At 67.8% G+C, this 12,499-nt stretch carries 11 protein-coding genes; 4 read left to right on the top strand and 7 right to left on the bottom strand.

Features of this window, described 5'->3' with window-relative positions; translation table 11 throughout:
* The first annotated feature begins 81 nt into the window (after positions 1 to 81).
* Complete coding sequence (locus HNR76_RS04955; RefSeq protein ID WP_162309787.1) at positions 82 to 1,371, top strand: diguanylate cyclase; 1,290 nt, start codon at positions 82 to 84, stop codon at positions 1,369 to 1,371.
* A gap of 111 nt (positions 1,372 to 1,482) precedes the next feature.
* Here HNR76_RS04955 and HNR76_RS04950 read toward each other — a convergent pair whose 3' ends face one another.
* Complete coding sequence (locus tag HNR76_RS04950; RefSeq protein ID WP_183982124.1) at positions 1,483 to 2,745, bottom strand: MFS transporter; 1,263 nt, start codon at positions 2,743 to 2,745, stop codon at positions 1,483 to 1,485.
* A gap of 285 nt (positions 2,746 to 3,030) precedes the next feature.
* Here HNR76_RS04950 and HNR76_RS04945 point away from each other — a divergent pair, with 285 nt between their 5' ends.
* The 3 genes from HNR76_RS04945 to HNR76_RS04935 all read left to right on the top strand — a co-directional run bounded on the left by HNR76_RS04945 (position 3,031) and on the right by HNR76_RS04935 (position 8,444).
* On the top strand, positions 3,031 to 4,227 hold the full coding sequence (locus tag HNR76_RS04945; RefSeq protein ID WP_162311694.1) for an efflux RND transporter periplasmic adaptor subunit: 1,197 nt from the start codon (positions 3,031 to 3,033) through the stop codon (positions 4,225 to 4,227).
* A 1-nt stretch (position 4,228) separates the two neighbouring features.
* The gene (locus tag HNR76_RS04940) at positions 4,229 to 7,390 is read left to right on the top strand and encodes an efflux RND transporter permease subunit (RefSeq protein WP_162311695.1); all 3,162 of its coding nucleotides are present in this window, start codon (positions 4,229 to 4,231) and stop codon (positions 7,388 to 7,390) included.
* A 193-nt stretch (positions 7,391 to 7,583) separates the two neighbouring features.
* Positions 7,584 to 8,444, top strand: a complete 861-nt coding sequence (locus HNR76_RS04935; protein WP_162311696.1) for a PA4780 family RIO1-like protein kinase — start codon at positions 7,584 to 7,586, stop codon at positions 8,442 to 8,444.
* On the opposite strand, the gene HNR76_RS04930 is transcribed toward HNR76_RS04935, so the two are convergent.
* The 6 genes from HNR76_RS04930 to fosX form a co-directional block, all read right to left on the bottom strand.
* Positions 8,441 to 9,391 (bottom strand): IS481 family transposase, encoded by a 951-nt coding sequence (locus HNR76_RS04930; RefSeq protein ID WP_162311697.1) that lies wholly within the window; start codon positions 9,389 to 9,391, stop codon positions 8,441 to 8,443. The genes HNR76_RS04935 and HNR76_RS04930 overlap by 4 nt on opposite strands.
* Before the next feature lie 259 nt (positions 9,392 to 9,650).
* On the bottom strand, positions 9,651 to 10,115 hold the full coding sequence (locus HNR76_RS04925; RefSeq protein ID WP_162311698.1) for a hypothetical protein: 465 nt from the start codon (positions 10,113 to 10,115) through the stop codon (positions 9,651 to 9,653).
* Positions 10,116 to 10,197: 82 nt separating this feature from the next.
* Positions 10,198 to 10,668 (bottom strand): hypothetical protein, encoded by a 471-nt coding sequence (locus HNR76_RS04920; protein WP_162311699.1) that lies wholly within the window; start codon positions 10,666 to 10,668, stop codon positions 10,198 to 10,200.
* Positions 10,669 to 10,733: 65 nt separating this feature from the next.
* Positions 10,734 to 11,027 (bottom strand): hypothetical protein, encoded by a 294-nt coding sequence (locus tag HNR76_RS04915; protein ID WP_162311700.1) that lies wholly within the window; start codon positions 11,025 to 11,027, stop codon positions 10,734 to 10,736.
* Between the two features lie 396 nt (positions 11,028 to 11,423).
* Positions 11,424 to 11,885 carry a hypothetical protein gene (locus tag HNR76_RS04910; protein ID WP_162311701.1) on the bottom strand — a complete coding sequence of 154 codons (462 nt, stop codon included), beginning with the start codon at positions 11,883 to 11,885 and terminating at the stop codon, positions 11,424 to 11,426.
* Between the two features lie 71 nt (positions 11,886 to 11,956).
* Entirely contained in the window at positions 11,957 to 12,361 is a 405-nt protein-coding gene (fosX, locus tag HNR76_RS04905; RefSeq protein ID WP_162311702.1) for a FosX/FosE/FosI family fosfomycin resistance hydrolase, read from the bottom strand.
* Between the last annotated feature and the right edge of the window lie 138 nt (positions 12,362 to 12,499).

Here is a 12,499-nt window from a genome sequence, read left to right as displayed (position 1 = left end):
ACCACAAAATCTGTGACGGGGTTCTAAAGTTTCCCCGGGCCGCGCCGCTATCCACCGGCAGAGACTGCCGAACGCCTCCGTATGCACGCGCTGCCGCTGACATCCCAGCCCACTCCCCTGCCGCAGCGCGTGCTGCTGGTGGAGAATTCGCGCGCCTACGTGCAGGCCGTGGCCCAGGCCATCGAGCACCAGTTGGAACTGCCGGTGACGGCGGCGTCCACCCTGGCCGAGGCGCGCCAGGCGCTGGAGGAACACGACGACTGGTTCATGGTGCTGACCGGCCTGGTCCTGGCCGACGGCGACCGCGACATGGTCGTCGACTGCTTCCTCGACCGCGGGCTGCCCACCGTGGTGGTCAGCGGCGTCTACGACGAGGACCTGCGCGAGCGCATGCTGCGCCGGCAGATCATCGACTTCGTGGTCAAGAGCACGCCGGGCAACCTGGACTACATCGTCTGGCTGGTGCAGCGGCTGGAGCGCAACCGCCGCATCTCCGCCCTGGTGGTGGACGACTCGCCCTCGGCGCGCACGCACGCGGCCGCGCTGCTGGAGATGTTCGGCTACCGCGTGGTGCAGGCCGCCGACGGCCCCGAGGCGCTGCGGGCGCTGGAGGGCGACCAGACCATCCGCCTGGCGGTGGTGGACCAGGAGATGCCGGGCATGCAGGGCATCGAGCTGACCCGCCGCCTGCGCGCCCTGCGCACCCGCGACCGGGTGGCGGTGATCGGCGTGTCCGGGCGCGACGACCCGGGCCTGGTCGCCCGCTTCCTCAAGAACGGCGCCAACGATTTCCTGCGCAAGCCCTACACGCGCGAGGAATTCTTCTGCCGCGTCTCGCAGAACGTGGACCAGTTGGAGCTGATCGGCAGCCTGCAGGACCTGGCCACCCGCGACTTCCTCACCGGCCTGCCCAACCGCCGCCACTTCCTCGAACAGGCCGAGCGGATGGTGCCGCGCCTGCAGGACGTGCGCGCCCCGGTGGCGGCGGCGATGCTGGACATCGACCACTTCAAGCACATCAACGACAGTTGGGGCCACGACACCGGCGACCAGGCCCTGCGCGCGGTGGCCGCCGCGGTGTCCAGCCACGCCCGCCGCCAGGACCAGGTGGCGCGCTTCGGCGGCGAGGAGTTCTGCCTGCTGGTGCCCGGGCTGGAAGGGGAGGAACTGGCCCGCTACTTCGAGGACCTGCGCCAGCGCATCGAGGACCTGCGCGTGCCGGTGCGCGGCAGCGAGCTGCAGATGACGGTCAGCATCGGCGTGCGCAGCGCCGAACCGGGCGACGACCTGCACCGCCTGCTCACAGAGGCCGACCGCCGCCTGTACCTGGCCAAGGCCGCCGGCCGCAACCGGGTGATCGTGTCCGATTGAGCGCCGGGCGGCGGCGGCCGGCATGCCCGCCTTCGCCGCCGGGACCGACGCAGCGCCCGGCCATGCCCGCCCGGCCCGCGCCAGCCGCCGCGAACGCCCGGCAGGAGACGCTCAGTCCAGCGGCCGCTTCGGCACCGCCAGCAGCGCCAGCAGGGTCAGCGCCGACATCCCCGCCAGGTACCAGCCCACCGAGGCGATGCCATGGCTGCCGGCCAGCCGGGTGGCGATGTACGGCGCCGGCGAGGCGCCGAGGATGCCGGCCAGGTTGAACGCCAGCGAGGCGCCGGTGTAGCGCACGGGGGTGGGAAACATCTCGGCCAGGATCGTCCCGCACGGCCCGTAGGTCAGGCCCATCAGCCCCAGCCCCAGGCCGAGGAACAGCAGCACCTGCCAGGCGCTGCCGGCGGCGAACAGCGGCTCGAACAGCAGCCCGAAGACGATGATCCCCACCGTGGCCACGATCATCGCCCGGCGCCGGCCGAAGCGGTCGGCGTACACCGCCGACAACGGGATGGTGATGGCGAAGCACAGCACGCCCAGCATCTGCAGCAGCAGGAACTGCTCGCGCCCGTAGCCCAGCGCCGAGGTGCCCCAGCTCAGCGCGAACACCGTCATCAGGTAGAACAGGACGAAGGTCGCCATCAGCGACAGCGTGCCGACCAGCAGCGTGCCCGAGTGCCGGGTCAGCACGGTCAGCATCGGCAGGCGCTCGCGCTCGCCACGGTCCAGCGTTTCCTGGAACGCCGGGGTCTCGGTGATGCGCAGCCGCACCCACAGCCCCATCAGCACCAGCACCGCGCTGGCGAGGAACGGGATGCGCCAGCCCCAGGCCATGAACTGGGCATCGCTCAAGTAGTGCGCCAGCACCAGGAACACGCCGGTCGAGCACAGGAAGCCCAGCGGCGCGCCCAACTGCGGGAACATCCCGTACCAGGCGCGCTTGCCCGGCGGCGCGTTCTCGGTGGCCAGCAGCACCGCCCCGCCCCACTCCCCGCCCAGGCCCAGCCCCTGGCCGAAGCGGCACAGCGCCAGCAGCGCCGGCGCGGCCACGCCGATCTGCGCATGCGTGGGCAGCAGGCCGATGAGCACGGTGGAGATGCCCATCGTCAGCAGCGCCGCCACCAGGGTGGCCTTGCGTCCGACGCGGTCGCCGAAGTGGCCGAACAGCGCCGAGCCCAGCGGCCGGGCGAAGAACGCCAGGGCGAAGGTGGCCAGCGACTGCAGCGTGGCCGCCGCCGGCTCGGCCGCGGGGAAGAACAACGCCGGGAACACCAGCACCGCCGCGGTGGCGTAGATGTAGAAGTCGAAGAACTCGATGGTGGTGCCGATGAGGCTGGCGAACAGGATGCGGCGGGGCGAGGCGGGTGCGCTCATCGGCAGGGTGGGGTCGGCGTGAAGTCGCCGCGATTATGAAGCAACGCCGGCCCGCCTCCGCCCCGCCGCGGCCGCGGCGCCTTGCCCACACCCGGCACCCCGAGCGCAAGCGTTGCCCGGCAAGCGGCCGACCGGCAGAATCCCCCTTCCGCAGCCCCGTGATCGTGCCCGGCCTTCCGCCCCTCCCCGCCACGCGCCCCGCCGCTGCGCCCCGCATCCGCACACCGCCCCGACCCGCGCGTCGCCGGGCTCCATCCCCCAAGACCGTACCGGAATGGAATCGCCATGAGTCCCAGCACGCCGCCCCGCGCCAAGCGCCCGCCCTCCACCGCCCGCCGCATGGTCCTGATGCTGGCGGCCTTCCTCGTCGTCTTCGGCGGCGTGTTCGCCGTGTGGGCGGCAATGCGCGCGATGACCAACCAGTTCTTCGACAACATGCCGCAGCCGCCGGTGGAAGTGAGCACCTACCGGGCCCGGGCCGAGCACTGGACCGGCAGCGCCGAGGCGGTGGGCAGCCTGGTGGCCGACAACGGCACCGAGGTGACCACCGAGGCCGGCGGCGTGGTCCGGGAAATCGCGTTCGAATCCGGCCAGCCGGTGAAGAAGGGCGACCTGCTGGTGCAGTTGAACACCGCCAACGAGCTGGCCCAGCTCAAGGCGCTGGACGCGGCCGCGCGCCTGGCCGCCACCCAGCGCGAGCGCTGGCGCGAACTGGGCGAGTCCAGGCTGGTCTCCCGCGCCGACGTCGAGCAGCGCGCCACCGACGCGGCCAGCACCCAGGCCCAGGCCGAAGCGCAGCGCGCGCTGATCGCGCAGAAGACCATCCGCGCCCCGTTCGACGGCGTGCTGGGCATCCGCCGGGTCAACCTGGGCCAGTACCTCGGCCCCGGCGACCCCATCGTCAACCTGCAGGCGCTGGACCCGATCCACGCCGACTTCTCCCTGCCCGAGCAGCGCATGGGCCAGGTCGCCGTGGGCACGAAGGTGGCGCTCGGCGTGGACGCCCTGCCCGATCGGGAGTTCGAGGCCACGATCACCGCGCTGGAGCCCTCGGTGGACGCCGGCACCCGCAACTTCGCCGTGCGTGCCACCCTGGCCAACCCGGACGGCGCGCTGCGCCCCGGCACCTTCGCCCGCGTCGGCTTCGACCTGGGCCAGGCGCAGGACGTGGTGGTGGTGCCGCAGACCGCGGTCAGCTTCAACCCGTACGGCAACTCGGTGTACGTGCTGGTGGACGCGCCGCCGCGCATGAAGGAGGCCGGGGCGGCCGAAGGCCAGCAGGCGCCGCAGCACGTGGTCAAGCAGCGCTTCGTCACCACCGGCCCGACCCGCGGCGACCTGGTCGGCATCATCGACGGCCTGGCGCCCGGCGAGGTGGTGGTCAGCAGCGGCCTGCTGCGCCTGCGCAACGATGCGGCGGTGATCGTCAACAACAAGGTGCAGCCGGCCGCCGACCAGGCGCCCACGCCCGAGAACCGCTGAGATGAAATTCACCGACATCTTCATCAACAAGCCGGTGCTGGCGATGGTCGTCAGCCTGTTCGTGCTGCTGCTGGGGCTGCGCTCGTTCTCCGAACTGAACGTGCGCCAGTACCCGGAGCTGCAGAATGCGGTGGTCACCGTGACCACCACCTACTACGGCGCCGACGCGGACCTGATCCAGGGCTTCATCACCACCCCGCTAGAGCGCGAGGTGGCCAGCGCCGAGGGCATCGACTACCTCACCTCCACCAGCGCCGCCGGCGCCAGCGTGATCCAGGCCTACATCCGCCTGGACCACGACGCCAACGAGGCCCTCACCCAGATCGCGGCCAAGGTCAACAAGCTGCGCAGCCAGTTGCCGGCCGAGTCCGAGGACCCGGTGATCGACCTGCAGCAGGGCCAGCAGATCGCCGCGATGTACGTGTCCTTCGCCAGCGAGCGGCTGGACAACAACCAGATCACCGACTACCTCAGCCGCGCGGTGGAGCCGCGCATCGCCACCATCCCCGGCGTGCAGCGCGCCGAGATCATGGGCGCGGGCACCTTCGCCATGCGCGTGTGGATGAAGCCGGACCGCATGACCGCCCAGCAGGTCACCGCCAGCGACATCCACAACGCACTGCAGGCCAACAACGTGCTGTCCGCGCTGGGCTCGACCAAGGGCCAGATGGTGGCCATCGACCTGACCGCGCGCACCGACCTGCGCAGCGCCGAGGAATTCCGCCGGCTGGTCGTGCGCGAGCACGACGGCGCCATCGTCCGCCTGGGCGACGTGGCCGACGTGCACCTGGGTTCGGAGAGCTACGGCACCTCGGTGCGCATCAACGGCGACGCGGCCACCTTCATGGGCATCTACGTCTCGCCCGACGCCAACTCGCTGGACGTGATCGAGGAAGTGCGCAAGGCCTGGGACGAGGAGATCGTGCCGCAACTCCCCGAGGGCATCGTCGCCACCATCCCCTACGACAGCACCGAGTCGATCCAGGGCGCCATCGACGAGGTGGTGCGCACCATCGTCGAGGCGGTGCTCATCGTGATCGTGGTGATCTTCCTGTTCCTGGGCTCGCTGCGCAGCGTGCTGATCCCGGCGATCACCGTGCCGCTGTCGCTGGTGGGCGCACTGTTCCTGATGCTGCTGATGGGCTTCACCATCAACCTGCTGACCCTGCTGGCGATGGTCCTGGCCATCGGTATCGTCGTCGACGACGCCATCATCGTGCTGGAGAACATCCACCGCCACATCGAGGACGGCATGAGTCCGCACGACGCGGCCATCAAGGGCGCGCGCGAGCTGGCCTGGCCGGTGGTGGCCATGACCACCACCCTGGTGGCGGTGTACCTGCCCATCGGCTTCCAGGGCGGCCTGACCGGCGTGCTGTTCACCGAGTTCGCCTTCACCCTGGCCGGCGCGGTGCTGCTGTCGGGCATCATCGCCCTGACCCTGTCTCCGATGATGTGCGCCAAGTTCCTCAAGGCGCACGCGGGCGGCCACGGCAAGACCCGGCTGGAGCGGTGGCTGGACGCGCGCTTCGAGCGCCTGCGCGGCGGCTACGAGCGGCGCCTGCACGGCGCGCTGGACACCAAGGTGGTGATCGGCGTGTTCGGCGCCCTGGTGCTGGCCTCGTGCGCGGTGCTGTACGTCACCGCGCCCAAGGAGCCGGCGCCGCTGGAGGACGAGGGCTTCGTCTTCGCCATCGGCAGCGCCGACGCCTACACCACCCTGGACTACGTGGAGCGCTACACCGAGGAAGTGAACGCGATCGCCCGGGACATCCCCGAGATCAACGACTTCTTCCTGTTCAACGGCGGCTTCGGCGGCGGCGGCGCCAGCAACAGCGCCATGGCCGGCTTCGTGCTCAAGCCCTGGGCCGAGCGCACGCGCTCCACCAACCAGGTGCTGCAGCAGGACCTTCAGCCCAAGTTGGCCCAGGTCACCGGCCTGAACACCTTCGCCCTGGTCCCGCCCTCGCTGCCCAGCGCCGGTGGCGACGGCGGCGGCGAGTTCCTGGTGCTGGGCATCGGCAGCCTGCAGCAGTTGGACGAGCTGTCCGAGGCGATCCTGCGGAAGGCGATGGAAAGCCGCCGCTTCATCTTCCTGGACAAGGACCTGAAGATCGACAAGCCGCGCATAGAAGTGCAGATCGACCGCGAGAAGGCGGCGATGCTGGGCATCGACATGCGCACCCTGGCCGCGGACATGGCGGCCATGCTCTCGGGCGGCTACACCAACCGCTTCGCCATGGAGAACCGCTCCTACCGCGTGATCCCGCAGGTGCAGCGCAGCGACCGCCTCAACGCGCAGCAGTTGGAGAACTACTACACCCGCACCCGCGACGGGCAACTGGTGCCGCTGTCCACCCTGGTGACGCTGAAGGAGACCACCCAGCCGCAGACGCTCAAGCGCTTCCAGCAGCTCAATGCGGTGGGCATCACCTTCGCACCGCGCCCGGGCGTGTCCAAGGGCGAGGCATTGCGGGTGCTGGAACAGGCCGCTTCCGAGGTGCTGCCGCAAGGCTACAGCGTCGACTACGCCGGCGAGTCGCGCCAGTTCAAGCAGGAAGGCGCGACCATGCTGGTCACCCTGGCCTTCGCCCTGGTGGCCATCTTCCTGGTGCTGGCCGCGCAGTTCGAGAGCTTCCGCGACGCGCTGATCATGCTCATCACCGTGCCCATGGCCATCTCCGGGGCGCTACTGGTGCTCAACGCCCTCGCCCTGCTGTCCGGCGTGCTGCAGTTCGCCGGCATCGAGGCCTTCCCCGGCATGAGCATCAACATCTACACCCAGGTGGGCCTGGTGACCCTGGTCGGCGTGATCTCCAAGCACGGCATCCTGATCGTGGAGTTCGCCAACAAGCTGCAGCGGCAAGGGCTGTCCAAGCGCGAGGCGATCGAACAGGCCGCCGGCATCCGCCTGCGCCCGGTGCTGATGACCACCGCCGCGCTGGTGTTCGCCATGGTGCCGCTGCTGATGGCCAAGGGACCGGGCGCGGCCGCGCGCTTCTCCATGGGCACCACCATCGCCGCCGGCATGACCCTGGGTACCCTGTTCACCCTGTTCGTGCTGCCAGCCATGTACCTGTTCCTTGCCCGCGACCACGGCCACGACCGCGCCGCCGCGGCCGAGGGCGAAGCCAGCGGCGAACCCGAGCCGCAGGCGGGCTGAGCGGCCGGTTCCCGGCCGACGGCATCCACGGCGGACCGGGAAGACGGAAGGGGCACCGCCCGTGCCCCTTCCGTCCTGGCCGCCGGCCTCCGCCGGCAGCCAGGGCCGCATCCGGCGATGGCTACGCCCGCCCGAAGATGCGAAGATTCGCCGCCTCGGCGCCGGCATCGCCGCGTCCCCCTCCAGAGACTCCGTGAAGACCCCCCAAGGCCTGCAGGCGCTGATCGATGACGGCGTCATCGATGAAGTGCTGCGACCGCTCAAGAGCGGCAAGGAAGCGGCGGTGTACGTCGTCCGCAGCGGCGGCGAAGTGCGCTGCGCCAAGGTCTACAAGGACATGGCCCAGCGCAGCTTCCAGCAGCGCGTGCAATACCAGGAAGGCCGCAAGGTGCGCGGCAGCCGCCAGGCGCGCGCCATCGGCAAGGCCAGCAAGTACGGGCGCAAGCAGCAGGAGGCCGCCTGGAAGAACACCGAGGTCGAGGCGCTCTACCAGTTGCGCGCCGCCGGCGTGCGCGTACCCGAGCCGCACGGCTACTTCCATGGCGTGCTGGTGATGGAACTGGTCGCCGATGCCGAAGGCTTCTCCGCGCCGCGCCTGGGCGAGGTGGAACTCGATGCGCAACAGGCGCGCCAATACCACCAGGTGCTGGTGCGGCAGGTCAAGCTCATGCTGTGCTGCGGCCTGATCCACGGCGACCTGTCCGCCTACAACGTGCTCGTCGGATCGGACGGGCCGGTGGTGATCGACTTCCCGCAGGTGGTCAGCGCCGCCGGCAACAACGCCGCGCGCACGATGCTGCTGCGCGACGTCAACAACCTCACCGCCAACCTCGGCCGCTGGGCGCCCGAGCTGCTGGACACCTGGTACGGCGAGGAGATGTGGGCGCTGTTCCAGGCCGGCGACCTGCAGCCGGACACGGAGCTGACCGGCGAATTCACCCCGGACGAATCCGCGGTCGACCTGGACAGCGTGCGCCAGGCCATCAACGACGCCCGCGAAGAAGCACTGATCCGTCAGCAGGGCCGCGAGGCCGCCGCGGAAGACGACGCCTAGGTGTGTAAACCCATGACGTTGTTCAGCGGGAGGTGGAGTCGGCTGATAGGGGGCTTGTAGCCCAGGCTGGCATGCGGTCGATGCCAGTTGTAGCGGTGCAGCCAGGCAGGAAGTGCCTGCTGGCGCTGGTGGGAGTTGTGGTAGGAGCGGGCGTAGGCCCATTCGCGCAACGCGGTCTGGACCAGCCGTTCGGCCTTGCCGTTGGTGCGTGGCGTATAGGGCCGTGTGCGCAGGTGTCGCAGCCCCAGGCGCTGCAGGAGTCGGCGGAACCGCCGGCTCCTGTAGCAGGCCCCGTTGTCGGTCATCACCCGGGTAAAGGTGACGCCGAGGGTTCGGTAGTAGCGCAGTGTCTGCAGCAATGCGCGGCAGGCGCTGGAGCCACGCTCGTCGTTCTCGATGGTGCCGAAGGCGACCCGGGAGTGGTCGTCGATGGCCAGGTGGACGAACTCCCATCCGGCGCCGTCGGATGCGCGTTGGCGATCACCGGTGACCCGGTGTCCGGGCCGCCAGAAGCGCCCCAGTTTCTTGACGTCCAGGTGCAGCAGGTCGCCCGCCTGCGGGTACTCGTAGCGGTTGTCCGGGCGTGCCGGCGCGAGCTCCGCCAGTCGGTGCAGCCCGGCACGCTGCATCAGTCGGGCGATGGTGCTCGGCCCGACGGGCAAGGCCAGCGAGATCTGGCGATAGGTCTGTCGCTGACGGCGTAGCATGATCACCTGCGCACCCCCCCCTGGCGGAGTCGCCGTGGGGGATCGGAGAGGACGCGAGGAGCGGTCATGCAACCCGTCCAGGCCCTCCTGGCGGAAACGGCGGAGCCACTTGTACGCCGTGCGGATGCTCACCCCGGCGGCGTGGGCGGCCTCCTCGACCCGCAGGCCGTGATCGATCACCCGCTCGACAAGCAGGGCTCGACCGCGAGGCGTAAGACGGGCATGTTTATGCAGGTTCATCCGGGGCTCCTGGGGGCTGGGTTGGCTTCGCAACCCCCATCTTCCAGAGATGCCCCGGATGAACAACCTACTGAGAGATCACACCTAGGTCGCCGGGCCTGGCCCGGTTCCCGAAGCGCGAAAGCCTCGCCCGGATACGACGACGCGGCTGCGGCTTCCCCGCCCGAGAACTCAACTCGCGGCCCAGGAAACGCCAGGGCCGCACGGCACCCTCGGGCGACCTAAGACCCCCCAGGAACGGTGCGCCGGAGGCGTCGACTCACCCCGCACCCTGCTTGAGCACGGTTGGCTCGATAAACGGCGCTTGCCACAACTGCACCAAGTAGCGGTCTTGCCCGTCGAGGCCGTCCTCCGAGAGCGTTTCGAAGCCGGAGGCCGACAGGCGCACCCTGTATGTCCCCGGCGCCAAGTCAAAGCGCGCTGCGTCCGGGAAGTAGTCCGTACAGCCCGCCACCACAAGCGGGCCGCGGCCGATCGCAAGCGACCCCTCGACGACGTGGTCAAAGCCCGCCAGATCGACGGATGGCTCCGACTCAAGAAGTTCTATCGTCACGGGCACGTCCATGTTGCGCACCGTGCCGATGCCTACGACCCCGTCGGAAACGGCAAGCATCCGTTGTACGGCGACCGGGCTCCACGCCTCGGATAGATCGCCGTCCGCCGCCTCATCCTGGAGGTAGAACTGATGGTAGTCCGCGAAAAGCTGGAGTCGATGAGATTGCATCGGTGCGGCCTACCCCCTGAATTGAGCCGGGCCACGAAGCGGCGCCGGCTTGAACGAACCGTTAGGCAACAGGCTTTCGCGATCAACGGCGGAACCACGAAGGAACGCGACCGACAAACCCCCAGTACATCGCCACGCCCCCCAGGACGATCGATGCCGCAGGTCCGCGCGAGGAATCCTCGGACAAAGAAGCCAAGCCATACAGGAACAGGCCCGCACCGGAAAGGCCTACGAACAACCTGACCCAGAAAAACCCGCTGAGGCGTGCCAGAACCGGCTGCGTCCGCGCGGCGGAAGCGGTCGCGGTACGGGAAATGGGGCCGCGTGGGGCGGCCGCTGCGTTGCGCCTGACGCGAACAACGCCGACCGAGAGGCAAATGATTGCCGGCCAAAACGTGAAGAAGAACAGCAGGCCCGGGCCGATGGGGTTTGGATTGGGGTCCGGCCAGAGGCCGATGGCGGCGAGCACGATGATCGCCAAGAGCGGGCCCCACCCAAGAACGACCAGGGCAAGGCCGATCCTGATCCATGTGTTAGCGAGATACGCGGACATGGTCGTCCCCCGGTGCCAAACACCTGAACTCGGCCACGCCGCGAAGCGTCGGCTTGAATGGATGGTTAGGCCTGCGGCCCGATGAGCTGCTCATACCACTCCCGATACGGGGTGTTCTTGACCAGGTAGCGATTGAAGTCCTTGGCTCCATCATGCCACCAGACGGAGCCGCGCTCTCCAAGCGATGTTTTCGCGGCGTCGACGGCGCTGCGGGCCGCCGAAAGTGCAACCGGATCGCCCACTGCCATTGCGGCTTTTACTTGCCGCCGTGCGGCCATGAGCGCGCCGACGAGGGTCTCGCGTTCCTGTGGCGAAAGATGAGGGTTCGCAACCCGCCAGAGGCGGCCGCGTACCACCATGTATCGGCCATCGGGTGTCTGCGGATGCGCCACGCGCGCCTTAATACCTGAATTGAGCCACGCCGAGAGGCGGCATAGGCTTGAATGAATTGTCAGGCCTCAGGCCAGACTTCTCGAAGGGAAATATCCCAAAGTACGAGGCCATCTGCCTCAGGGGGCCCGCAAAGGGTTTAGCGGCGCTGGGGCAATGCGCCAGCGGCGAAATACGACTAAGAGCTGCCGAACGGTGTCAGCGCTTACCGAATGTGCGAACTCCAGGTCCAAGATCGTACCCCTGCCGCGAATGCCCTTGTATTCAGGCAGCGAATACAGCCGCCCAAAAAACTGATCCTCACCCCCCAAACTCAAAGAATGTTGGACCTTCGAAGGAAATGATCATGGAGCCTAACGCCTGAATTAAGCCGACCCGCGAAGCGGGTTCGGCTTGAATGTATTGCTAGGCAACACTGGAGTCAACGCCGCACTAGCTCTCGCTCTGATAGGAACCAGTACCAGCAGAGCTACATTTAGTAACACAGGTATGGGGAGGAACATGCCCGTGGCCCACCAAACAAGCAATAGCCATACGATCGTCAAGCAGGCGGGCACTGCTACGGGCCACCAGCGAGTGTCATCTTTCAGCCAGACGCGGTAAACACCGAATGAGTACCACATGCCAAAAAATAACCCAACGCCAAAATCGATTGGCGATGTGCCAAGAACCATGACGGCCCCTACGAAATTACCAAAGGCCGAATAGGCCATAAGCCCCATAATGATCATTGTGAGCTTGTGCAACCGGCTCTCAACAGCGAGCCTGCGATTACGCTCGGAAATATTGCGACGAAGGTCATGCCAGTTTTGGTCAATGTCGTTCACCGATACTCCCCTGTGGCCCCTAACGCCTGAGTTAAGCCAACCCGCGAAGCGGGTTCGGCTCGAATGAATTGTTAGCGCACAGCCCCATATCGGGCAAGACGCTGCCCCAATGTACCTGTGTGCAGCTCAAATAGATGGTTGTCAAAGTCGTAGAAGTACAGGGACAGGCCCTCTCCCTCGACGCGAGTACGCGGCGGACGAATCTCGACGCCAAGTGCCTCAAGCTTGGCCTGGTACATGGGCAAGTCAGACTCACTCACTGCAAAGGCAAGGTGCTGATACGAACGATCAGCGGGTGGATCGCCCTCCATTGCAGCCAACCAGATGCCTCCGAGCACAAAGAACTTCTCGCGTGACAATGAAAAGTTTTGGCTGGAGCTGTTGTACACCTCGCATGCGCCGAGCCCCTCACATAGAAACGCAGCCATGCGATCGAGGTCACGAACGATGAATGTAATGTGGCTGATTCCTTTCATGGGGGCTAACTATTATTAGACCTAAAGCATCGGCTTAGCACCGATTCTGTGATTACCCCCCACACCAGTCAACCGGGCATACCCCCAGCCCACCAATAACTTGCCATGAAGCGATCGACGCCTTGGCATCCCACATCG

The organism is Pseudoxanthomonas broegbernensis (assembly GCF_014202435.1).
Taxonomy (GTDB): Bacteria; Pseudomonadota; Gammaproteobacteria; order Xanthomonadales; family Xanthomonadaceae; genus Pseudoxanthomonas; species Pseudoxanthomonas broegbernensis.
The sequence above is the reverse complement of the archived record's forward strand: the minus strand, read 5'-3'. Positions and strand labels throughout refer to the sequence as shown.

Excerpts from the sequence above, each read along its gene's own strand:
- HNR76_RS04945 (WP_162311694.1), top strand. The coding sequence starts at position 3,031 with ATGAGTCCCAGCACGCCGCCCCGCGCCAAGCGCCCGCCCTCCACCGCC.
- HNR76_RS04920 (WP_162311699.1), bottom strand. The coding sequence starts at position 10,668 with ATGTCCGCGTATCTCGCTAACACATGGATCAGGATCGGCCTTGCCCTG.
- HNR76_RS04955 (WP_162309787.1), top strand. The coding sequence starts at position 82 with ATGCACGCGCTGCCGCTGACATCCCAGCCCACTCCCCTGCCGCAGCGC.
- fosX (WP_162311702.1), bottom strand. The coding sequence starts at position 12,361 with ATGAAAGGAATCAGCCACATTACATTCATCGTTCGTGACCTCGATCGC.
- HNR76_RS04925 (WP_162311698.1), bottom strand. The coding sequence starts at position 10,115 with ATGCAATCTCATCGACTCCAGCTTTTCGCGGACTACCATCAGTTCTAC.
- HNR76_RS04930 (WP_162311697.1), bottom strand. The coding sequence starts at position 9,391 with ATGAACCTGCATAAACATGCCCGTCTTACGCCTCGCGGTCGAGCCCTG.
- HNR76_RS04940 (WP_162311695.1), top strand. The coding sequence starts at position 4,229 with ATGAAATTCACCGACATCTTCATCAACAAGCCGGTGCTGGCGATGGTC.
- HNR76_RS04915 (WP_162311700.1), bottom strand. The coding sequence starts at position 11,027 with ATGGTGGTACGCGGCCGCCTCTGGCGGGTTGCGAACCCTCATCTTTCG.
- HNR76_RS04950 (WP_183982124.1), bottom strand. The coding sequence starts at position 2,745 with ATGAGCGCACCCGCCTCGCCCCGCCGCATCCTGTTCGCCAGCCTCATC.